The organism is Paenibacillus faecalis (assembly GCF_900289175.1).
GTDB lineage: Bacteria > Bacillota > Bacilli > Paenibacillales > Paenibacillaceae > Paenibacillus_AQ > Paenibacillus_AQ faecalis.
This window is the reverse complement of the sequence record NZ_LT985747.1, coordinates 3,923,562-3,946,535: the sequence shown is the minus strand read 5'-3', so window position 1 is coordinate 3,946,535 and position 22,974 is coordinate 3,923,562. Positions and strand designations below refer to the sequence as shown.

Genomic DNA, 22,974 nt, shown 5'->3' with positions numbered 1-22,974 from the left:
TGGATAGAAGTGATGGTTTCGAAGCATGGAAACAAAATCTCTATTTGTCGTCTTGTATAAGGATGGGACTTATGTTTATTTGGCAAGTGGGAGTGCTAATGAACGAGACGATAATCTATTAATCCTTATCGCTATGCGGGGTATAGATTTGATTCCGACTTAAGCTTACACTATCTTAAGTCTAGATATTATGATTCAACCAATGGAATCTTCATTTCACAAGACCCTAATCCTGGTATATCAGAAATTCCAATTAGTCAAAACGGGTACAATTATGGATTGAATAATCCTATAGAGTATGTAGATCATAATGGAGAACACCCTATAGTCTATGTCATTCTTATTGGATATAGAATCTATAAAGGGGTAAAGACTGCAAAAACAGTTACTAAAGTCACGAAAGTTGCAAAAAAAGCATCCAGCTCTGCTAAGAAAAATAATAAAGTTCATGGAAATAGTCATAAGACTACTAAAACAACTTATGGTTATGCTATTCTGCAAAACGGTACTAATAAAATTTTGAAGTATGGTGAAACGACTAGAGGGGTTAAAAGATATTCAAACAAATGGTATAGGCAGAATAATGCCAGAATGGTAATTATGGCAACAGGAACAAAAAAACAAATGCATCAATGGCAGCATAGAAGAATACTGACATATAAAAAGCTTAACAATGGTGAACGACCACCTTTGAATAAAAGTGATTATTGAATAGGAGGAAATCTTATTGTGAAATTTTTTATGACTAGTGAAGTTAATTTCGACGTCGATAAAGATTTTCAAATTATTAAAAGTGAAGTTGATGAAAAAATGAAGCTACTTGAAGATCGAAGTTATGGAGATAAGGTAGAGCTATTAAGTCTTATTCCAATTATTGTCGACAAGGATTTATTAGCAGAAGGTTTTTTTAAAGAAAGGGTCATGTATAAAAAGAAGGATAAAGAAACGGATATAAGATTACAGATTGATCATCAAATGTTCAAAAATGCTGATAAAGAATTGCAAAGGCTGCTTGTCATCAATAATATTGTCAATTCCGTCAGAGCATTAGGCTTAAAATTAAAGAGTGGGTTTGATGCTACTTCACTGGAAAGAGATATTTTAGATTTGTTTAACGTTACAAAAGATGACCTTGATCAATTGTAATGTTTCAAACTTAGAAGGGCGGGGCTGTCCAGAAAGTCAGTGAAAGCTGACTTTCTGGACAGCCCCTTTGCGATTAAGCCACCTAAAATGCCAGTTCGATTAGGAAAAGCAGACATGCAAAATGCTATCGATGTAGCTAAAAAACAATATGACGTATATGTTAATGTCAAAAAATTTAATAGGAAAGGAAGATACATTAAAAATGTATGAACATTTTGGAAAAATATTAAGTATATACGCAAGTAGTGAGAAACTATATATTTGTTCTACTCAAAAACTTAATAAGACTTTTGAAAGTATTGGAAAGGGGTTAGTCATTGAACTAAGCAGTTCGTCCAGTGAAGAAGAATTACAAGCCGCACTTTTAGAATCACTTAAAAATTGCAATTTAGAATTGTTAGATGAAGATCCAGAATTAAGTTCATTAGAAGAACACCTAGGAGTAACAGGATACGACAAAGCAATAAAAGGTAAAAAAGGTGTTACCTTATCCTTAGTTCAAAAAGAAGGTTATTCTGTATATCCTTTGAAAAAACATCGATGGGGATACATGGGTTTTGGAGATGAAATCCATCTTAGTGTCGAAGATGCACTCGTAAATAATAACCTGGCTAAAGCAGTTCTTCAAGCGATTAGTCTTTCCAAGCTTTAATAGCTTCTGTTATTATAATGCCTTGCTGTAGTAAACCTACGGTGAGGTTTTTTAACATTTTAAACTGAACTACCAAAAGAGTCTTGAACGTTGCTCTAAGATATGACCACCAATATGTCGTATACGCATTAATATCAAAGTAGTTAAATAGGAAAGGAGTAACATTAAAAGTGACCGACCACTTTGCGAAAATATTAAATATTTATGTAGATAGTGAGAAACTATATATTTGTTCTACTCAAACAGTTAATAAAACGTATGAGACTGTTGAGAAGGGTTTTATAACCGAACTAAACAGTTTATCTAGCGAAGGAGAATTGCAAGCTGCACTTTTTGAATCACTCAAAAATTGCAATTTAGAATTGCTAGATGAAAATCCTGAAGTAAGTTCGTTAGAAAAACACTTAGGAGTAAAGGGATATGACAAAGCAATAAAAGATAAAAAGGGTGTTACCTTGTTCTTAGTTCCGAAAGAAGGTTATTCAATAACTCCTACAGAAAAATATCGGTGGGGATACATGGGGATTGGGGATGAAATCCATCTTAGTGTTGAAGATGCACTCGTAAATAATAACCTGGCTAAAGCAGTTCTTCAGGCTATTAGTCTTTCCAGGCTTTAATAGTTCTGTTATTAAAAATGCCTTGCCGTAGCGACCTACGGTAAGGTTTTTATATTTTAAAACTCTAAAAGAGTTTTGAACATTTCTCTAAGATAATACAACTAATATGACGTATACATATTAATATTAAAGTAGTTAAATAGGAAAGGGCGCTGTAGAGTATGCTAGAACACTATGCAAAAAGGTTGTCAATCTACGCAAACAGTCAGAAAATATATATTTGTTCAAATCAAATTTTTAAAAAAAATTATGCTAGTATTCAGAAAGGCCCAGTAACTGAATTAAGTAGCTCAGTCACTGAAGAAGAATTACAAGCTGCAATTTTTGAATCCCTCAAAAATTGCAATTTAGAATTGCTTGAAGAGATGCCTGAATTAAGCTCACTAGAAGAACATTTGGGAGTAAAAGGATATGACAAGGCAATTTTACATTTTAAATCTGAACCTCTAAAAGAGCCTTGAACATTACTCTAAGATTACGACAACAAATATGGCGTATAAATTAATATTAAAGTAGTTAAATAGGAAAGGAAGATACATTAAAATGCATGAACATTTTGGTAAAGTATTGAGCATATACGCAAGTAGTGAAAAATTATATATTTGTTCTACTCAAACAGTTAATAAAACATATGCAAGTGTTGGGAAGGGGTTAGTCATTGAATTAAGCAGTTCGTCCAGTGAAGAAGAATTACAAGCCGCACTTTTAGAATCACTCAAAAATTGCAATTTAGAATTGCTAGACGAAAATCCTGAAGTAAGTTCATTAGAAGAACACCTAGGAGTAACAGGATACGACAAAGCAATAAAAGATAAAAAGGGTGTTACCTTGTTCTTAGTTCCGAAAGAAGGTTATTCAATAACTCCTACAGAAAAATATCGGTGGGGATACATGGGGATTGGGGATGAAATCCATCTTAGTGTTGAAGATGCACTCGAAAATAATAACCTGGCTAAAGCAGTTCTTCAAGCGATTAGTCTTTCCAAGTTTTAATAGCTTCTGTTATTATAATGCCTTGCCGTAGTAGACCAAGAAGCACAGTGTCAGATCAAAAATATATGTTTCATAGGGTTAACACTTTTTCCTATAGCCAGGTTACGGTTTTTGTTGAGTTTTGGGAGGAATCGCAGGCAGAGCATCTCACAAAACAAAAAAAGAGGCGCCCCGTAAGATCTAGTGATCTTTTGGGATAACCTCGAGTTTTGGGATGTGGACATGGCTGTTCAATTGTTTATTCAGAGCGATTCATCGGTATTATTAACGTTACCTGAGTGCCGACCTCGACAGTGCTGCTAATCGTCAACCCGTACTCCGGACCATACATTAGTTTTGCACGGTCGTGGACATTTTTGAGTCCATAGCCTTTGGATTTTGTAACTAATAAATGAGGAAGTCGCTCGGATGGAATTCCAATGCCGTTGTCACTGACCACGAATACGATGCATTGATCCTCCTGTTTTGCGGAAACACTGATTTTTCCGCCGCCTTCTTCTTTGTTTTCGATCCCGTGAATGATGGCATTTTCAATCAGCGGCTGAAGCATCAGATTGGGCATAAGGCAGTAAAGAATCTCGTCATCGATCTCGTATTCCACCTCAAAATTGTTGCTGTGCATAATGAGCTGAATGCTCATATAAGACTGTATATTCAAAATCTCGTCGGAGACCAGGATCATATTATCTCCTTTATTCAAGGTTGTTCGATAAAATGTGGACAACAGCTGTGCCATCTCACTGATATCATTCGCACGGATGCGAATGGCCCGCCAATTGATAAGTGAAAGGGAGTTGTACAGGAAATGAGGGTTGATCTGGGCTTGCAACGCCCTCATCTCATATTCTTTTCGCGCGATTTCCTCCACATATACTTTATTAATCAGCGTCTTGGTTTCCTCAACCATATTTCCGAACCCGCGGATCAAATCCCCGATTTCATCTTTGGAATCGCTCGATACCGTAACCTCCAACACTCCAGTTCCCACAAGCTTCATATTTTTATGCAGCTTAAGAATGCGGGACAATATTTTTCTGGAAAAAAAAGTGCCCGTCATCGCGACAGCGATAATACAGCCAATCATAATGAGCACAATCGTCACAATGATCAGCTTAGCAGAGTCGGTAATGAGACTTATAGGTTTATATAAGTAGACATTCCACCCGGAGATTGGAATATCGGACTGCAAAACGGTGTACTCTTTTCCATTCCAGCGAAGTTCATCTGCGGATTTGTCAATGGCTGTAAGATCAGCCAATCCCTTAAGTCCTTCTGAGGAATACACCGACTTTCCGCTTGCATCGGTTACAAGGATTTGTGCACCGCTTGATTGCAAGGGTTGAAAAGGTTGAAACAGGGAATCGTAGTCTATTTGTGTAAATAAAATATTCGTTTTCGGATCTTTTTGCTTCGTGTTAAAAATTTGGCCAACGCTGAAAATCGTATTTTCTTCTACAAACCAAAGGATTTCCGTAGTTTCCATCACTTCCGAATACCAATAGGTGTTTGTGATTTCCTCGATAGGGATCACGGTATTTCCGTGTTTAGGAAGATTGGTTCCCGTATACAGCGTGATTCGTTCAATATCCGTATTCAAAAAACGGGCTGTGAAAAAATTCTGGTCGATTACATTTTTCAACTGATCGTACATATCATAAGCGCTCTCATACGTATGATTAGCGGCATTAATGACAGCCTGGTTAAAGCTCAAGAAGGTGCTTATTTGATTGTATGTATTCAGCTGACTGTTCACCGCTTGAGCACTTTGCTTCAGATTGGCATTCATATCGGCTTCGGACTGCGCGAGCAAGAGGGATCTTGTTTCAATAAAACAAAATCCCCCCAGGACAATAACCGGTATCAAGCTGATGAGAAGAAAAGCAAGTTTGATTTTATTTTGAAACCTCATGTCCCGAATGCTTTGCTTCAGCGATTGCCAAACTTTCATGCCCGTTCTCCTGTTGAAATAAACTGCCGGAACTTCTCAGGAGTTCGTCCATAGAAATCTCTAAAGTTCTGGCAGAAATACGATACATCCCGATACCCGACTGAGCCGGAAATATCTGAAACCTTGAGATGAGTGTTGGTTAGCAGCTCCTTCGCTTTTTGCATTCGTACATTCTTAATGTACTTATTTAATCCGCAGCCCATATGCTTCTTAAAAATCGAACTGAGATAATGGGGGGACAAATAAACTTTGGCGGCCAGAGAATCCAGACTCAGCTCTTCTGCATAATGCTCATCGATATATTTTTTGATATAGGCTATATCCCGATGAAAAGACGATTCCGAATCCGTAAATTTCTCCTCAAGACGCAAGATATACTCATGGATAATTTTTTTAATATCCCGGATATCTTCAGCTTTGTATATTTTCTCGATGCCGTGATTTAACTCCACTTCCGACATATCCAGATGATTCGTTGTAATTTCTTGATATAGATGAGAGAACATATATTTTACGTACAGCTGAGAAAACTGTCCTTGTTTAGCATATTTTTGGCACAAAATTTCTATATTGGCTTTCACCCCGAATATATCGCGGTTTTTCAAATTTTCCCGAATGCTATCCAAAATCACATTATCTGATAATTCAGAGTCATTGGAATAAAATAAGCTGTCGTCATTTTCTACAAATACATAATGATCAGGCGAGAAGAATCGGTACTCCATCAACTGCTCTAATTGATTCAGCCCTGTAGCCAGATCACCGATCGCTGTGGGTTTCTCGTTAACGGCCACGTAGCAGATCAAATTAAATGTCTCCAGCACCCCTTCATGAACAAGCTCCGCAATTTCACGATAGGAGAAGCGGGAAGGAGTGTTGGGTTCCGGAAACAGCAGCAGACTTTGATGCCCGTTCAAATTGATATAATCCGCTGGTGTTTCCAATAAGGACAAGATAAAGCTTTCGAACTCTGGCCCGGCGTGCTCAAAGAAATTTTTCTCAAATTCCAGCAGCAGCATTCGGTCGTAATGATCGGGCAGATCTATTGAAACCCCTTTCCAAGAAGGACGATCACCAACACCGTTGACCAGGGTAAACAGCATATGTTTTTTAACATAGGCTTGCGTCATCGTGGAAGCTTCGTTGATTTGCTGACGCTTTGTTATTTCTTGAATGACTTTTTCCATCGTATCTTGAAATGCATCCACATGGATGGGCTTGAGAAGATAATCAGACACGCCTAGAGAAATGGCTGTTTTGGCATACTCAAATTCCGCGAAACCACTAAACAGGATGACTTTCAGATGCGGTTGAATCTTTAAAGCCTCTTTTGTAAGCTGCAACCCGTCCATTAACGGCATGCGTACATCGGTAAGCAAAATATCGACAGACTGACGCTGCAAAAATTGAAGCGCTTTTTTTCCGTTTTCAGAAAATTCAACCTTAAGAGGAAATCCAAGTTCTTGAATAAGAAAAGCGATACCTTCTCTTTCTTCTTTTTGATCATCTGTAATTAAAATGGTTAGCATGTGTATCCTCTTTTCAAACATTATTGATCATAGTTTATTATAAGCCTTTTCAAAATGAATGAAATAGTAGTTGCTGGTATTGTAAAAGTGAGTAAAAAATTCGTGTAAAGCACAAATAATTCGTATATACGATTGTAGGTCAAAAATACTAGAATGAAATACAGGTAAAACGACCTTCATGGTATCTGTTTAAAGACAAGCCGGCGCTTAGAAATGGTTACCACAAGAGAGTTAAAACATCTAAAGGGGATTATGTTATGTTTTCTAAACTAAGAAAGTCCAGTTTTATTGCAATAGCATTTCTCTTGGTTCTTGCTACAGTTGGTTGTTCCAAGTCAGATCCTGCACCAGCTGAAGAATCTGCAGTCGATATGAATGATCCTGCGTGGAAAGAAGCAAAGACAACGCCTTTTGCTCCTTATCCTGAAACCGTTACCTATACTGTAGGTCAAACCGCAGGCAACTACTCCGCTCTGGACGGAACGCCATATGAGGACGATAATGCTACAAATAATGTGTGGACGAGATATCTGAAGGACAAGCTTAACGTCCAGAATGAGATCGCGTTTGAAGCTAATGACGGTACAGACTATGAGCAAAAAGTTTCGATGGCTATCGTAAGCGGTGAATTGCCTGACATTATGGTTGTTCCGGATTACGAAACATTGGAGCAGCTTTATGAGAACGATCTGATTGAAGATCTTACAACAGCTTATGAAAACACAGCCAGTGATCGACTCAAGGAAATCTATGATTCCTATGATGGTCGTGTGTTGGAGCGGGCCAAGTTTGACGGTAAATTGATGGCACTGCCAACAACAGAAATTTCCCACGGCCCTGGTGTTTTGTGGCTGCGTAAAGACTGGATGGATAAGTTGGGCTTGGAAGAGCCGAAAACGATCGAAGATATTGAATATATCATCTCGCAGTTTATTGAAAAAGACCCAGGCGGGAATGGAGCAGGAAATACGGTTGGTCTAGTCGTCGATAATGAAAATCCTGTCGGCATTTCCGGGGGTCAATATGAATTGAACAATATTTTTGCATTGTACGGAGCATATCCGAAACAATGGATTGATGATGGAACTGGTAAGGCAGTATACGGTTCTATTCAACCTGAAATGAAGCCAGCTCTTGAAAAAGTTGCAGATATGTATAAAAAAGGATTGATTGACCGTCAATTTGCCGTTCGTACCGGCGATGACCGCAAAGCACTCCTTACGAGTGGAAAAAGCGGTTCGTTCCTCGATAACTGGTGGGGAAGCTGGACTGTGGCAGACTCTCTCAAATTGAATCCGGACGCGGAGTGGGTTCCTTATGTCGCTCCACAAGCTGAAGACGGTTCGGTTACGATGTTTACCGGAAACCCAAGCAGCAGCTTCCTTGTCGTTCGCAAAGGATTTGAACATCCGGAAGCGGCGATCAAAATCGCTAGCACACAGTTCGATTATCAGCGTTATCAGGAAAAAGACGAAGCGGTTCTGAAGCAATTTGAGGATTACAGCACATATAACGTTGGCGGATCTCCGCTTGCGATCAACATCGACTATTACGATGCATTCTACCGCAATGTTGACATTATGGAAGAAGCACTGGAAACAGGCGATCCAAGCAAGTTAGAGAGCAACACGGATAAAGCTGCTTATAATTCATACAAAAAATATTTGGATGATGCCAAAAATGGAGGCACTATAGACTCCAACGCATGGGCAGGATATACATCCAGTATTACGACCGCTCAACTGGTTCAAAACTCAAATATTAAAGAAGTGAATCCGATCTTCTTCGGAACTACGCCATCCATGTCTTTGAAATGGCCAACGCTGATGAAGATGGAGCTTGAAATGTATCTGAAGATTATTACTGGAGAACAGACTCCTGATGATTTCGATAAATTTGTTGAGTCCTGGAAGAAAACAGGTGGCGATTTAATTACGGAGGAAGTTAACGAAGCGATTGCCTCCAAATGATGTTGAAAGAGATGATTCTTGATGAAGAGTAAAAAAGATCAGATAGCGTTTCACTCCATGCTGTCGGTCGGTATGGTATGCCTGATTATTTTCTCATTCATTCCGATGTTCGGGATTGTGATGGCATTTCAGGATTACGTACCGGCTAAAGGGATCAGTGGCTCTGAATGGGTGGGACTCGATAATTTTAAGTTTATGCTGCAAATTCCGGACAGTAAGCAAATCTTCATTAATACGATCGTCATTGCTGTATGGAAAATTGTTGTGGGCACCTTCGTTTCGATCACTTTTGCTTTGCTTTTGAACGAAATTCGTTTGAAATTTGCCAAGCGGTTCATGCAAACAGTTGTTTATTTGCCAAACTTTTTGTCATGGGCCGTTCTGGCCACTGTCGTGATGAACATCTTCTCTTATGAAGGTCCAATCAACGCGATGTTAGGCTGGTTTGGTATCGATCCGATTTTGTTCATGGCAAGCAATGAATGGTTCAGACCGATGCTCATCATATCCGACGTGTGGAAGGGCTTCGGATATGGATCGATCATCTATCTGGCGTCGTTAACTTCAATTGATCCGGGGCAGTATGAAGCAGCATCCATTGACGGAGCCAACCGGTTCCAAAAACTATGGTATATTACGCTGCCTGGCTTGCTCCCTACGATACTGCTTGTGACTACGTTGAACCTGCCAAACGTACTGAATGCCGGTTTTGACCAAATCTTCAACCTGTACAATCCTTTGGTCTATGAAACGGCTGACATTATTGATACCTATGTGTACCGGGTAGGTCTGGTTGAAAGACAGTACAGTCTGGGAACAGCTGTTGGTCTGCTGCGTTCTGTTGTCGGAATTATCTTGATTTTATCGGCGAACAAGTTGGCTCAGAAGCTGACTGATTATCGTATTTTCTAAATGGGTGGTGTCTCTTATTACAATTCATACTGTTAAAAGCCGCTTTGCAGACGTCATCATCTGGATCGTATTAATTGCACTTACTTTATCTTGTCTATTTCCGTTGCTTAATATGGTTGCTATTTCTTTTAGTGATAACGCAGCCGCATCAGCCAACATGGTGGGTATTTTCCCGGTGAACTTTACACTTAGCTCCTATGAAAAGCTGTTGTCGGACTCCCAGTTCTGGAGATCATTTATGATCTCCGTTGAACGGGTGGTATTGGGTCTAGGCGTCAATATGACATTGATGATCCTGATGGCTTACCCGCTGTCCAAAAGTCCGAGAATTTTCCGTGGGCAAAAAGTGTACATGAATATCGTTATCTTCGCCATGCTGTTTTCCGGCGGTTTGATTCCAACGTTCATGGTCGTTAAAGAGTTGGGCTTGCTCGACTCCATCTGGGCTTTGATCCTGCCGGGTGCTGTACCGATCGGTAATATGATCCTTCTTATGAACGCATATCGGGGTGTGCCTAAATCTTTGGAGGAAGCTGCGAAGATTGATGGGGCCTCACAGTGGAAGATTTTACTTTCCGTATATTTACCCGTAGTGCTGCCTACGCTTGCTACGGTCATGTTGTTTACGATTGTAGGTCACTGGAATGATTACTTCAGCGCATTGGTTTATATCAACAAAACGGAAAATTATCCGCTGCAGACTTACATTCAACAATTAAGCGTTGAGGTTCAGAACATAACGGACCCGGCGAAATTGGCTGAATATGCAAAAATATCGGATAGAACCTTGAATTCCGCTAAAATCGTCGTTTCGACGCTGCCTCTGCTTTTGATTTATCCGTTTATGCAGAAGTACTTTGTTTCAGGGATTATCGTAGGTTCACTTAAAGAATAGATCATACTGTGATTTATGATGATTTTAGGGTTGCACTTTGTGTGTCACGGGTGCAGCCCTTTATTTTTAGTAAGATAAATCAAGAAAAATGAACAATGTAGATTGAATTAAAGATATAAAAGTGCTTCAACGAAGAAGGCGGAATTATTTTGGAGAAACGACAGTGGGCGCCTTTGTCACCGGATTTCAACATTATATAGAAAAATAAAAGAAATCTGGGGGCAAGAGCGATCGGAAGAATAATCCGAATTCGTAGTGATGTTAAGGCTGAAGTCTCTAATTCAACTTACATAAAGTATCTTGGAAAGGTGTTTTTAAAGAGTGCAACAGAAATGGTGGAAAGAAGCCATAGCGTATCAAGTGTATCCAAGAAGCTTTATGGATTCCAACGGAGACGGTATCGGCGATTTGCAAGGAATGATTTCGAAGCTTGACTATATTAAGGAGCTTGGAATCGATGTGATCTGGATTTGTCCAATGTACAAATCTCCAAACGATGATAATGGATATGATATTAGCGATTATCAAGATATTATGGATGAATTCGGTACGATGGAGGATTTTGATCAACTGCTGGATGAAGTCCACAGCAGAGGCATGAAGCTGATTATCGATCTTGTCATTAATCATACAAGTGATGAGCACCCTTGGTTTGTGGAATCCCGTTCCTCCAGGGATAATCCGAAGCGGGATTGGTATATTTGGAGAGATGGCAAGAACGGTGCAGAACCGAATAACTGGGAAAGTATTTTCAGTGGCTCTGCCTGGAAATATGATAAAGAAACGGATCAGTACTATCTTCATATCTTTTCGGAGAAGCAGCCCGATCTGAATTGGGCAAATCCAGAAGTTCGGGAGTCCGTTTACAACATGATCAACTGGTGGCTCGATAAAGGGATCGATGGCTTCCGTGTTGATGCAATCAGCCATATCCACAAGGAAGAAGGGCTGATGGATATGGAAAACCCGCATGGCCTGAAATATGTATCTTCTTTTCAGAAGCATATGAATGTGAAGGGAATTCAGACATATCTTCAGGAATTAAAAGAAGAGACATTTGCCAAGTATGACATTATGACGGTCGGAGAGGCCAATGGAGTTAATGTGGAAGATCAGGAAGATCTTCTGGACTGGATCTGCGAAACCCGAGGGAAGTTTAATATGGTGTTCCAGTTTGAACATCTGGGATTGTGGAAGCAGACGGATGAAGGAAATCAGCTGGACATTCCGGGACTGAAAAAAATATTAACGAAATGGCAAAAGTCTCTCGAAGGCATCGGATGGAACGCCTTGTTTATCGAGAACCACGATAAGCCAAGAAGCGTGTCCACTTGGGGAAATGACAGCGTGTACTGGTATGAGAGTGCAACAGCTTTCGCAGCTATGTACTTTTTGATGCAGGGAACTCCTTTTATATACCAAGGGCAAGAGATCGGGATGACCAACGTTAAGTTTAACACGATCGAAGAGTACGATGATGTGGCAGACCGCAATATGTATCGGAAAAAACGAGAGGAAGGCATTCCTCACGAAGAAATTATGAAGATCATTTGGGCATCCAGCCGTGATAATTCCAGAACGCCAATGCAGTGGTCATCGGAAGAGAATGCAGGGTTTACAAAAGGCAAGCCTTGGCTTGGTATCAACGATAACTATAAGAAAATCAACGTTCAGGATCAGCTGCAAAAAGAATACTCAGTTCTTGGCTTCTACAAGAAAATGATTCGGATGAAGAAGGAAAATCGCATCTTTACGTATGGAACTTATGATCTGATCATGCCGGATCATCCAGCGATCTTTGCCTATACTCGAACTTTGGATGACAAGAAGGCTGTAATCATCACCAACTTGACCGATTCGGCTGCAGAGCTGGGCAAGGAAGCGGATCTGCTTCAATTGGCGAATGCGACATTGCTGCTGTCCAACTATGCAGATCATCCTGACAGAGATATGCTTCATCCTTATGAAGCAAGAGTATATATGCTGTAGTCGTTGTAAACAGACTGTTTTTTGATTAGGAAAGGCGGACATGCTAATGAGCCGTCTCTTCCATTTTTGGGGAGGTTAGCAATGATGAATATGAAAGAGAAATCGATTTTAGATGAAATGAAGACGTTCGTAGCTAGCGAAGATAATCGAAGCATCTCCTTTACCAACAAGGAAGCGGCCTTTTATTTTACTCAATCCCATTTGAACAATCATCCGGAGCATGCTTATTTTGCCGGATTGAATATTGCGAAATGCAGAATTTTTCAAGGTTATCATTTGTATCATGGCAGCAGTAAACTGGATAATCAACAATCCAAAGTGTGCGTTTACCCTTATAAAATGGTACGTGAGCATGAGGCTCTGACAGAAGAGTTGTGGATGCTGGATTATAAAAATGTGCTGGAAGTCAGCCTCACTGGAGCAGAGCAGCAGATCGGTTTAGAGCTGTTGGGAGACAATGTGAAGGCGATTGGTCAAGAGGGGGATATTCTTGTCTTCTCGGCTTTGACGGAAGGTTGGGTTATTGCGGTCGGCTCCAAGCGGCTTCAGCCTGTTGCTATGGAGGGGCAGATCATCTATGCGGATGCGAAGGATGAAGGTTTCTATATCGCGGTTGGTAAAACGGCGGCAGAAGCTGCAGCCCTTTTACGGGATACAAGAGATCAGGTCGATCGTCTTAAGATGGAACGTATAGAGCGTATGGAAAATCTGCTCCTTCACAATACAAATATGAGCAGCAGCGATGAAACGCTGGAGCTGGCACATCGCTGGATGAACATTACGATGGATCAGCTTGTTACAAGACAGCAAGGCGACGGGATCTATGCTGGGCTCCCTTGGTTTAACGAATATTGGGGACGGGATCAATTCATTTCGATGCCGGGGGCTGTTTTGGTTAGCGGGCAATTTGAAACGGCAAGAAATATTTTGCTGTCTTTTGCCAAATTCCAGAACACGGATAAGGATTCCAAATTTTTTGGCAGAGTGCCTAATATTCTTGCTCCTGAAAACATCGATTACCATACGACAGACGGGACGCCTCGTTTTATTATCCAGTTGCAGGACTATGTTAAATACTCAGGTGACACCGAGATTATTAGAGAGCTGTATCCTGCTGTAATCAATAGCATCCAGGGTTCGATCGATCATTGGATGGATGAGAAGGGTTATCTGATGCATGCCGACAATGAAACATGGATGGATGCCCGCGACAGCGAGCTTCGTTCCTACTCTCCTCGGGATACACGTGCTAATGATATTCAGGCGTTATGGTACCATCAACTGCTTGCCGGTGTTTACTTTGCCGAGTATATGAATGATGAGGACCATGCGAAGCAGTGGAGGAATATTGCGAAGCAGCTGAAGGACAATTTTGAGAAGGATTATCGGGATGATGCGCACCCTTATCTGGCGGACAGATTGGATAAGGAAGGGAAGCCGGAATTTTCACTGCGTCCGAATCAGCTTTTTGCTTTTGACATGTTTGATGATGAGGCATTTGCTTGTCAGGCTATCCGTACAGCTTGGGAAGAGCTTGTATACCCTTGGGGAGTTGCTTCACTGGACCGGAATCATCCGTTGTTCCACCCGTTCCATTTAACTCATCATTATCATAAAGATGCGGCTTATCATAACGGTGCCGTGTGGATTTGGCTGAACGGAATTGCGATGCAGCGTATGATTGAGGCGGGAGAAGAAGAAGTAGCTTATCAATTATTTAAGAATATGAACTGGATGGCCTTGAATAAAGGGGTTGTTGGCGGTCTTTGCGAGAACATGGATGCTTACCCTCTGGAAGGAGAGGATTGGGCGAAGCTGACAGGAGCGTATCTTCAAGCATGGTCCAATGCGGAGCATCTGCGGGTATGGTATCAATATTTCTTGGGCGTTCGTCCGGATCTGATCAACAATACTTTGACTCTTGCTCCGCGAATTCCAGGGGAAATCAAGGATCTTGACTATCGGATTAAAGTAGGAAACGGCCTTATTACAGCAAGCTATCATGCTGATTCTGTCAAGGAGTATCGCTATCAATTCAAGGATATTTCGCTTACAGCGACCGTGGATGTTTCTCCGTTTGAGATCGTTGAGATGGAGGTTGTTTCTGGCTCCGAGTTAGTGATAACCCAGACAGACCGCAGTTTAACAGTAAGCTTGCGTGATGGTCAGAACGAGGCGATCAAGGAGATCGAAGCTGCATGGTTACAAGCACGTGCCGATCAGCGAGAAAGAAACCATCAGATTTTGAAAGGTGTTTCCTTTGCCGAACCATTGGATTTGAAACATCATCCGGTTGTAAATTAGGCGTGGGGAAGCGTTAGAGGGATGTCCCGGAAGTAGTGTTTAATTACTATGGGATAATCGTTACCCTTGCAAAAAGGTCGAGTTAGGGATGAATACATTTGCCCCTGTACTCGATCTTTTTGATTTATCTCTGCCACCCTGTGCGAATTATGGGTCAAGGAAACCCATCCCACCTTTGAGGCTTGACTTCGACAAGTAGTTCTTCACTTTCTCGAAAGGTGGTATAATACTTGCGAACGTTTTCAAACAGTTGAGCGGATCTTCTAGAAATGGTGGGAGGGCAGTCCATTGAATATGCGATCTTCCTGTTGTGCAGGTGCTAGAGAACAAATTTCGTTGAACAACATTCAGAAACAAATACATATAACGCCCGAGATTGTAAAGCCTTCACAAGACAATATGATTACGATCCCTGGGGGGACTTTCTCGATGGGGGCCGATTCCCAGGAAGGTTTTCCAGCCGATGGAGAAGGGCCCGTCCGCCAAGTGGAGATCGATTCCTTTCAGGTTTCTCGTTATGCGGTGACAAACGCTGAATTTAAAGTTTTTGTGGATGCTACAGGTTACGTAACGGAAGCTGAACGCTTCGGATGGTCTTATGTTTTTCATCTGCTGGCTTCAGAAGAGACCAGACAGCATACGAGCAGTAGACCTCAGGATGTGCCGTGGTGGCTTGTCGTCGAAGGAGCCTGCTGGTCCGCTCCTGAAGGACCGGACTCGCACATTCAAGATCGGATGGATCATCCGGTCGTTCATGTTTCCTGGAATGATGCGGAGGCGTACTGTCAATGGGCAGAGGCTCGGCTGCTAACTGAAGCGGAATGGGAATATGCTGCCCGCGGTGGATTGGAGCGTAAAACCTATCCTTGGGGAGATCTGTTAAAACCGGACAATAAGCATCGCTGCAACATATGGCAGGGAAAATTTCCGGTTCGAAACAGTGCGCTTGATGGTTACATTGGGACGGCGCCGGTGGATGCTTATGAACCGAACGGATACGGGCTTCATAATATGTCTGGAAACGTATGGGAATGGTGCAAAGACTGGTTCAGCCCAGCCTATCACAGACAAACGTCTGCCCGCAATCCGGTATATACACGGGTTACAGGCAAACGGTCAATGCGCGGTGGGTCATACTTATGTCATCGGTCCTACTGCAACCGTTACCGAGTGGCGGCTCGAAGCTCCAACACGCCCGACAGCTCCTCAGGCAATTGTGGTTTTCGCATAGCCCGTTCGTTAAAGTAATCCGTTATACGCATGAAAAATCGCTTGCAGGGCTAAATATAATATGTTATGTTATAGATGTAACCGGTTACAGATGAATGAGGTGGGATTAATTTGGCAACCATTAAACAAGTAGCGATGGCAGCTGGGGTTTCTGTTGCAACTGTATCGAGAGTCATCAATCAGAATGGCTATGTTCATGAAGATACGCGAAGAAAAGTTGAGGATGCAATTCGTGAGTTGAATTATGCGCCGAATGAAGTAGCCCGTTCTTTATTTAAAAGAAAATCGAAATTAATTGGATTGTTGCTTCCCGATATCACCAACCCTTATTTTCCACAGCTGGCTCGCGGTGTTGAAGATGAGATGCAGGAGAATGATTACCGCCTGATCTTCGGTAACAGTGATGAAAGCAGGGAGAAGGAAATGGATTATATCCAGACTTTTATCCAGAATAATGTTGTCGGTGTGATTTCTTCAACCAATGATTTTGATGCAGATATGTACGCAAACTTGAAAATTCCAGTTGTTTTTTTGGACAGAACTTCCAATGATCGTCCATCCGTATTTGCAGACGGCCGAGAAGGCGGAAGAATCGCAGCTCGGGAGATCGTGCGGCGCGGCAGCAAGAAGATTACCGTATTGCAAGGTCCTACTCATGTACGGCCTGCCAGGGAGCGCTCTGAAGGAGCCATTGAGGTTCTTCAAGAGCTGGGCATCTCCTATGATGTATTTTTGACGACATCGTTTTCTTTAACCGAAGCAGAAGATTGGGCTAAGGAATTGTTTGATCAATATCCGGACACCGATGGCGTTTTAGCCAGTAATGATATGGTTGCATCCGCTGTGCTTCAGGAAGCGCATCGGTTGGGGAAAAGGGTGCCGGAAGATGTGCAAATTATCGGTTTTGATGATATTCCATTAAGCAAACTGCTTGTTCCGTCTCTTTCTACGATTCATCAGCCCGCTTATGAAATGGGCAGGAAAGCAGCAAAATTGCTTATTCAGTTCATTGAAGGTCAGCATGTCGAACATCACAGTATTCAATATCCTGTAAAATTTATAGAGCGTCAAACGACGAGAAAGGTGGTTTTATAATGGCAAAAATCACAGTTGTGGGAAGTGCCTCTATGGATTTGGTAGTAACATCATCCAAACGCCCCGGAGCCGGAGAAACCGTACTTGGCGAGAGCTTTATGACGGTTCCCGGAGGTAAAGGGGCCAACCAGGCTATAGCTGCTGCCAGACTTGGCGCAGAGGTTACGATGATCGGTTGTGTCGGTGATGATCTATATGGCGAAGCCGTTTTGAACAATTTTCAATCCAATGGTGTGATTACAGACTATGTGGAACCGGTTACAGATGTGATGACGGGAACGGCTCACATTGTATTGGCCGAGGGAGATAACAGTATTGTTGTTGTCAAGGCTGCTAATGATTTGGTTACACCAGCTTATGTAGACAAAGCGGTTGAAGTAATCAGAGCTTCGGATATGGTTTTGATTCAGCAAGAAATTCCGGAGGAAACGGTTGTTCATGTTAGCAACTTGTGTGCGGAATATAACGTGCCGCTGATGTTAAATCCTGCACCTGCCCGTCCGGTATCGCAGACATTGATCGAACAGGCTGCTTATATTACGCCGAATGAGCATGAGGCGGCTATTTTATTCAGAGATGAGCCGCTTGGAGAGGTACTTCGCAAATACCCGAACAAATTATTCGTCACAGAAGGTAAAAAAGGGGTTCGTTATTTCGATGGAACACAGGAAGTTGTGGTCCCGGGTTATAAAGTTGAAGTGGTGGACACGACAGGAGCAGGCGATACATTTAACGGAGCATTAGCTGTAGCACTTGCCGAAGGAATGGATCTTCAGAACAGCTTGAAATTTGCCAATAGAGCGGCCTCCTTGTCTGTCATGAAATTTGGAGCTCAAGGAGGAATGCCGACACGCAGTGAAGTCGAAAGGAGTCTTTAATATGAAGAGAAATGGAATGCTAAACAGCCATATCGCGAAAGTGCTGGCAGATCTCGGACATACCGATATGATTGTTATTGCAGATGTGGGCCTTCCGGTTCCTGATGGGGTCCCCAAAATTGACCTTGCATTAACATTTGGTCAGCCTAGCTTTCGTGATGTCGTTGATGCCGTATCTGAAGATATGGTTATCGAAAAAGTAATTATCGCCGATGAAATGAAGGCGGATAACCAGGAAGCACTGCAATTTATTCAACATCAATTCAAGGACTGTACGATTGAAGCCTGTCCACATGAGCAGTTCAAGGAACTGACTCGCCATGCAAAAGCTGTTATCCGTACAGGAGAAGCGAAGCCATACGCGAATTGCATTTTGCAGGCAGGCGTTTACTTTGGCCTATAAGGAGGAATGTGTGATGAACATCGAGATGAGAAACATTCATAAGTCCTTTGGCGCTAACCGTGTTTTGTCAGGCGTAGACTTTGATCTTCGTGAAGGAGAAGTTCATGCGTTAATGGGGGAGAATGGGGCCGGAAAATCAACGTTGATGAACATTTTGACCGGCCTTCATCATCGTGATGAGGGAATGATTACGATCGATGGACAGGAAACGTATTTCGCAAGCCCGAAAGAGGCCGAAGAAAGAGGCATTGCGTTTATCCATCAGGAGCTGAACATTTGGCCGGATATGACCGTTTTAGACAATTTGTTTATTGGAAAGGAACGGACAACGAGATTCGGGTTTTTAAATATGAATCAAATGAAGGCGCTTGCAAATGAACAGTTCCGCAAATTGTCCGTCACGATTCCCTTGACGCAAGAGGCGGGGGAATGCTCTGTTGGTCAGCAGCAGATGATCGAGATCGCAAAGGCACTGATGACGAATGCGAAGGTGATCATTATGGATGAGCCGACAGCTGCGCTGACCGAGCGCGAAATTCAGAAGCTGTTTGAAGTGATCCATTCATTGAAGAAAGAAGGCGTGTCTATCGTATATATCTCCCACCGGATGGAAGAGATCTTTGCCATCTGTGACCGGATTACGGTTATGCGGGACGGTAAAACGGTAGATACGAAACCGATTTCGGAGACGGGCTTTGATGAAGTGGTTAAAAAAATGGTCGGAAGAGAGCTTACCGAACGCTACCCGGCTCGTCATCCGAAAGTAGGAGAAGTGGTGCTTGAGGTAAAGAACATCTCTGGTAAGGATCGGTTCAAAGATGTGAGTTTTTCTGTTCGTGCCGGAGAAATTGTTGGTGTTTCCGGACTGATGGGGGCAGGACGAACGGAGATGATGAGAGCTATTTTCGGTCTGGACCCGCTGGATGGTGGTGAGATATGGATTCGCGGCCGAAAAGTCAGTATTAAAAAACCGGATGACGCGCTCAAGCATGGCATTGGATTTATTACGGAGGACCGTAAAAGTGAAGGCTTGGTCCTTGATTTCTCGGTCCGAGAAAACATGGCGTTAACGAATTTATTCAGTTTATCATCCAAAGGTTTTATTTCTAGAAAGAAGGAGCAGGAATTTGTCGATATGCTGGCAAGTCGTCTGCAAATCAAGATGCACACATCAGAGACAGCTGCACGCAATCTGTCAGGTGGTAACCAACAGAAGGTCGTTATCGCGAAATGGATCGGGATTGGTCCAAAAGTTCTTATTTTGGATGAACCCACTCGCGGTGTCGATGTCGGGGCGAAGAGAGAAATCTATCAGCTCATGAATGAGCTGACGGAAAGAGGCGTGGCGATCATTATGATCTCCTCGGAATTGCCTGAGGTGCTTGGCATGAGCGACCGGATTCTGGTTGTTCATGAGGGTAAAATTTCTGGTGAACTGGATCGTGAACACGCGACTCAGGAACATATCATGACTTTGGCTACAGGGGGGCAGTAAAATGACAACGATAAATGAGGCTAAGGCAGGAAAAGGTTTTGCAGTTTCTAATATAATGCAAAAGTTGGGTCCGCTGCTCGGACTGATCATTCTCATTGTTATCGTTTCTGTTCTTAATCCGAGCTTTTTGGAACCGCTTAACATTATGAACCTGCTTCGTCAGGTGTCTATTAATGCTTTGATTGCTTTTGGTATGACATTTGTTATTTTGACAGGCGGCATTGACTTGTCGGTCGGCTCCATGTTGGCGCTGTCCAGTGCGTTCGTTGCTAATATGATGGTAGCCGGATTTGATCCTATCCTGGCCATTATTCTTGGCTGTTTGCTTGGCGGTGTGATGGGAATGATGAACGGTCTTATGATCACCAAGGGCAAGATGGCTCCTTTTATTGCTACGCTGGCATCGATGACGATCTTCAGAGGACTTACACTCGTATATACGAACGGTAACCCGATTACTGGCCTTGGCGACAGTCTTACATTCCAGTTATTCGGTCGCGGATATTTCTTTGGTATTCCAGTACCGGCTATTACGATGCTCATTACATTTTCCATACTGTGGGTGATTTTGCATAAAACCTCGTTTGGTCGTAAAACTTACGCTATTGGCGGCAACGAGAAGGCTTCGCTAGTTTCCGGTATTAAAGTAGATCGTGTTAAAATCATGATTTACTCCATGGCTGGTATGTTATCGGCTCTTGCAGGCGCGATCTTAACTTCCCGTCTGAATTCTGCACAGCCAACAGCTGGCACATCGTATGAATTGGATGCGATTGCAGCGGTTGTATTGGGCGGAACGAGCCTGTCGGGTGGACGCGGACGGATTGTAGGTACATTAATCGGTGTTCTCATTATCGGGACGCTGAATAACGGATTAAACCTGCTTGGTGTCAATTCCTTCTATCAGATGGTCGTCAAGGGGATCGTCATTGCGATTGCCGTCTTGCTCGACCGGAAGAAATCGGCTTAAGGGGGAGAACTTCAATGAGAAAAACTGTTTTGTTCCTTGTGTCCTTGATGTTGATCTTCGTAACCGGATGTTCGTTAGAGCCGCCGGAGTGGGCCAAACCAAAAACGGGCGGAGATATAACAGACGTTAAGATCGGTCTTTCGGTCTCTACGCTAAACAATCCGTTCTTTGTATCGCTGAAAGACGGTGTTGTTGAAGAAGCTTCCAAGCTGGGCATGGAAGTTGTTATCGTAGATGCACAGAACGACTCGGCCAAGCAGAGCAATGACGTGGATGATCTGATTCAGCAAGGGGTTCATGTATTGCTGATTAATCCGACGGATTCTTCGGCCATCTCCACAGTTGTACAGACAGCCAACAGTTTGGGCATACCGGTTATTACGCTCGACCGCTCTGCTGAGAGTGGAGATGTGGAGGCTCTCGTCGCTTCAGACAACGTTAAAGGCGGTCAAATGGCAGCTGAATTTATAGTGGAGCAGCTTGGTGAAGGCGTCCAAGTGATTGAGCTGGAAGGTGTTCCGGGAGCTTCAGCCACCCGGGAACGGGGCAAGGGCTTCCATGACGTAGCAGATACGAAGTTAGACGTGGTAGCTAAGCAATCTGCTGATTTTGACCGGACCAAAGGGCTGAATGTTATGGAAAACTTGTTGCAGGGCCATCCGGATGTAGAGGCTGTCTTTGCCCATAACGATGAGATGGCTTTAGGAGCGATCGAAGCGATTCAAAGCTCAGGCAAGGATATTATGGTCATCGGATTTGACGGTAACGAGGATGCGCTTAACTCTATTAATGATGGGAAGCTGACAGCCACAGTAGCGCAACAGCCTGAGCTGATCGGACAACTGGCTGTTCAGGCAGCTAAAGATGTGCTGGAGGGGAAAGAGGTCGAGGATACGATCCCTGCTCCACTGAAAATGGTAACGAAAGAAAATCAATAATTGTCATTGTGAAAACGAAAAAAAAAGCAGGCCGCTCAAGGTTTATCCTTGAGCGGCTGCTTCATTCGAGGACGGATCGATTTACGAAAGAACAATTTTAAACTTTCTTGCGAAGCTCCGAAGGGGTATGTCCTTTCAATGACTTATATACCCGATTAAATGTCCGGATGCTTGCAAATCCGCATTCCAATGCAATATCGGTAATACTTGCATCCGTCGTTTCCAACTTAATCTCCGCTAACGAAACTCTGACGGTATTTAAATAAGTTTTGAAGCTGATGCCAAGGGTTGATTTAAATGTCCGGCTAAAATGATGTGGGTCCATGTTAAAATGCCGGGATATCGATTCCAATGTTATTTCACTACAGCAGTTTTCTTCTATGTAGGATAGAATTTTTTGCATTCGGGCTCTTTGTTCATGAGGTTCTTTGTCCTTAGGAAGTGAAGTAATTGAACGCTGCAGCAAACCGCACAGCTGAAGGATTAATCCTCTGATGATGAAAGAAGAACCTGGTTTGGATTTCATGCTTTCCGTAAGAATGGAGTGCATGAGTTCTCCCAAAGGCTGAGCTTTCAGTTTGTCGGTCAGGTAAGGAGACGAGAACTGGAACTCATCAGGCCAAATTCGCAATGCTCCTAGCAGATCGGGTTTAAAAATCAGGATGAGAACGTTCGAATCCATTCCGACATTTTCGTAGTAGTGAATGTCATTGCTCCCGCAAGCGACAAACTCACCTTCGGAAACAAGCCGTTTTTCTTCGTTGACGCCGATGGACAACGATCCTGACACGACATAAATGAGCTCAACTTCCGGATGGCAGTGTGCATGATATCTGATATTGTTACTGGAGAAAATCGTCATCGGCCGTTCACGGTCGAATTGCCAATTCTGATAAAAAAACTTCATGCTTAACTGGCACCACCAAACATCGTATGATCTGAAGGGACAAACGCCTTTCAGCAATTCCATCATAAGAAGGATATCTGTATTTGTCCAGCCGGGTGGA

At 42.7% G+C, this 22,974-nt stretch carries 21 protein-coding genes; 18 read left to right on the top strand and 3 right to left on the bottom strand.

What is annotated here, in order from left to right; all coding sequences use genetic code 11:
* Positions 1–117 precede the first annotated feature (117 nt).
* The 6 genes from C8268_RS18490 to C8268_RS18465 all read left to right on the top strand — a co-directional run bounded on the left by C8268_RS18490 (position 118) and on the right by C8268_RS18465 (position 3,411).
* Positions 118–711, top strand: coding sequence for an RHS repeat-associated core domain-containing protein (locus C8268_RS18490; RefSeq protein WP_272939348.1), 594 nt, complete (start codon positions 118–120; stop codon positions 709–711).
* A gap of 18 nt (positions 712–729) precedes the next feature.
* The gene (locus tag C8268_RS18485; protein WP_106769027.1) at positions 730–1,146 is read left to right on the top strand and encodes an Imm44 family immunity protein; all 417 of its coding nucleotides are present in this window, start codon (positions 730–732) and stop codon (positions 1,144–1,146) included.
* A 163-nt stretch (positions 1,147–1,309) separates the two neighbouring features.
* Positions 1,310–1,798, top strand: coding sequence for a hypothetical protein (locus C8268_RS18480; RefSeq protein ID WP_158702772.1), 489 nt, complete (start codon positions 1,310–1,312; stop codon positions 1,796–1,798).
* Between the two features lie 170 nt (positions 1,799–1,968).
* Positions 1,969–2,418 carry a hypothetical protein gene (locus C8268_RS18475; protein WP_106769025.1) on the top strand — a complete coding sequence of 150 codons (450 nt, stop codon included), beginning with the start codon at positions 1,969–1,971 and terminating at the stop codon, positions 2,416–2,418.
* Between the two features lie 161 nt (positions 2,419–2,579).
* Positions 2,580–2,879 carry a hypothetical protein gene (locus tag C8268_RS18470; RefSeq protein WP_106769024.1) on the top strand — a complete coding sequence of 100 codons (300 nt, stop codon included), beginning with the start codon at positions 2,580–2,582 and terminating at the stop codon, positions 2,877–2,879.
* A gap of 82 nt (positions 2,880–2,961) precedes the next feature.
* Entirely contained in the window at positions 2,962–3,411 is a 450-nt protein-coding gene (locus C8268_RS18465) for a hypothetical protein (protein ID WP_106769023.1), read from the top strand.
* A gap of 238 nt (positions 3,412–3,649) precedes the next feature.
* Here C8268_RS18465 and C8268_RS18460 read toward each other — a convergent pair whose 3' ends face one another.
* Both C8268_RS18460 and C8268_RS18455 read right to left on the bottom strand, forming a co-directional pair.
* Positions 3,650–5,359, bottom strand: a complete 1,710-nt coding sequence (locus C8268_RS18460) for a sensor histidine kinase (RefSeq protein ID WP_106769022.1) — start codon at positions 5,357–5,359, stop codon at positions 3,650–3,652.
* Positions 5,356–6,888, bottom strand: coding sequence for a response regulator (locus tag C8268_RS18455; RefSeq protein ID WP_158702771.1), 1,533 nt, complete (start codon positions 6,886–6,888; stop codon positions 5,356–5,358). Before C8268_RS18455 ends, C8268_RS18460 begins: the two co-directional genes overlap by 4 nt.
* A 257-nt stretch (positions 6,889–7,145) precedes the next feature.
* Between C8268_RS18455 and C8268_RS18450 the strand changes: the two genes are divergently transcribed.
* From C8268_RS18450 to rbsB, 12 genes are all read left to right on the top strand, one after another.
* The gene (locus C8268_RS18450; RefSeq protein WP_106769020.1) at positions 7,146–8,858 is read left to right on the top strand and encodes an extracellular solute-binding protein; all 1,713 of its coding nucleotides are present in this window, start codon (positions 7,146–7,148) and stop codon (positions 8,856–8,858) included.
* 21 nt (positions 8,859–8,879) lie between these two features.
* A complete protein-coding gene (locus C8268_RS18445) occupies positions 8,880–9,770 on the top strand; it encodes an ABC transporter permease (protein ID WP_106769019.1) in 891 nt (296 codons plus the stop codon).
* 16 nt (positions 9,771–9,786) lie between these two features.
* On the top strand, positions 9,787–10,665 hold the full coding sequence (locus tag C8268_RS18440; RefSeq protein ID WP_106770020.1) for a carbohydrate ABC transporter permease: 879 nt from the start codon (positions 9,787–9,789) through the stop codon (positions 10,663–10,665).
* A 321-nt stretch (positions 10,666–10,986) separates the two neighbouring features.
* Positions 10,987–12,654, top strand: coding sequence for a glycoside hydrolase family 13 protein (locus C8268_RS18435; RefSeq protein ID WP_106769018.1), 1,668 nt, complete (start codon positions 10,987–10,989; stop codon positions 12,652–12,654).
* Between the two features lie 81 nt (positions 12,655–12,735).
* Positions 12,736–14,958 (top strand): amylo-alpha-1,6-glucosidase, encoded by a 2,223-nt coding sequence (locus tag C8268_RS18430; RefSeq protein WP_106769017.1) that lies wholly within the window; start codon positions 12,736–12,738, stop codon positions 14,956–14,958.
* Positions 14,959–15,357: 399 nt separating this feature from the next.
* Complete coding sequence (locus C8268_RS18425) at positions 15,358–16,206, top strand: formylglycine-generating enzyme family protein (protein WP_234032993.1); 849 nt, start codon at positions 15,358–15,360, stop codon at positions 16,204–16,206.
* A 93-nt stretch (positions 16,207–16,299) separates the two neighbouring features.
* Complete coding sequence (locus tag C8268_RS18420) at positions 16,300–17,283, top strand: LacI family DNA-binding transcriptional regulator (protein WP_106769016.1); 984 nt, start codon at positions 16,300–16,302, stop codon at positions 17,281–17,283.
* Positions 17,283–18,161, top strand: a complete 879-nt coding sequence (gene rbsK, locus C8268_RS18415) for a ribokinase (RefSeq protein ID WP_106769015.1) — start codon at positions 17,283–17,285, stop codon at positions 18,159–18,161. The genes C8268_RS18420 and rbsK overlap by 1 nt, the downstream gene beginning before the upstream one ends.
* Position 18,162: 1 nt before the next feature.
* A complete protein-coding gene (gene rbsD / locus C8268_RS18410) occupies positions 18,163–18,564 on the top strand; it encodes a D-ribose pyranase (protein ID WP_106769014.1) in 402 nt (133 codons plus the stop codon).
* 13 nt (positions 18,565–18,577) lie between these two features.
* Positions 18,578–20,059 carry a sugar ABC transporter ATP-binding protein gene (locus C8268_RS18405; RefSeq protein WP_106769013.1) on the top strand — a complete coding sequence of 494 codons (1,482 nt, stop codon included), beginning with the start codon at positions 18,578–18,580 and terminating at the stop codon, positions 20,057–20,059.
* A gap of 1 nt (position 20,060) precedes the next feature.
* The gene (rbsC, locus tag C8268_RS18400; RefSeq protein WP_106769012.1) at positions 20,061–21,029 is read left to right on the top strand and encodes a ribose ABC transporter permease RbsC; all 969 of its coding nucleotides are present in this window, start codon (positions 20,061–20,063) and stop codon (positions 21,027–21,029) included.
* Between the two features lie 14 nt (positions 21,030–21,043).
* Positions 21,044–21,967 (top strand): ribose ABC transporter substrate-binding protein RbsB, encoded by a 924-nt coding sequence (gene rbsB / locus C8268_RS18395; RefSeq protein WP_106769011.1) that lies wholly within the window; start codon positions 21,044–21,046, stop codon positions 21,965–21,967.
* Between the two features lie 97 nt (positions 21,968–22,064).
* Here rbsB and C8268_RS18390 read toward each other — a convergent pair whose 3' ends face one another.
* Positions 22,065–22,874, bottom strand: a complete 810-nt coding sequence (locus C8268_RS18390; protein ID WP_106769010.1) for an AraC family transcriptional regulator — start codon at positions 22,872–22,874, stop codon at positions 22,065–22,067.
* Positions 22,875–22,974: the final 100 nt, after the last annotated feature.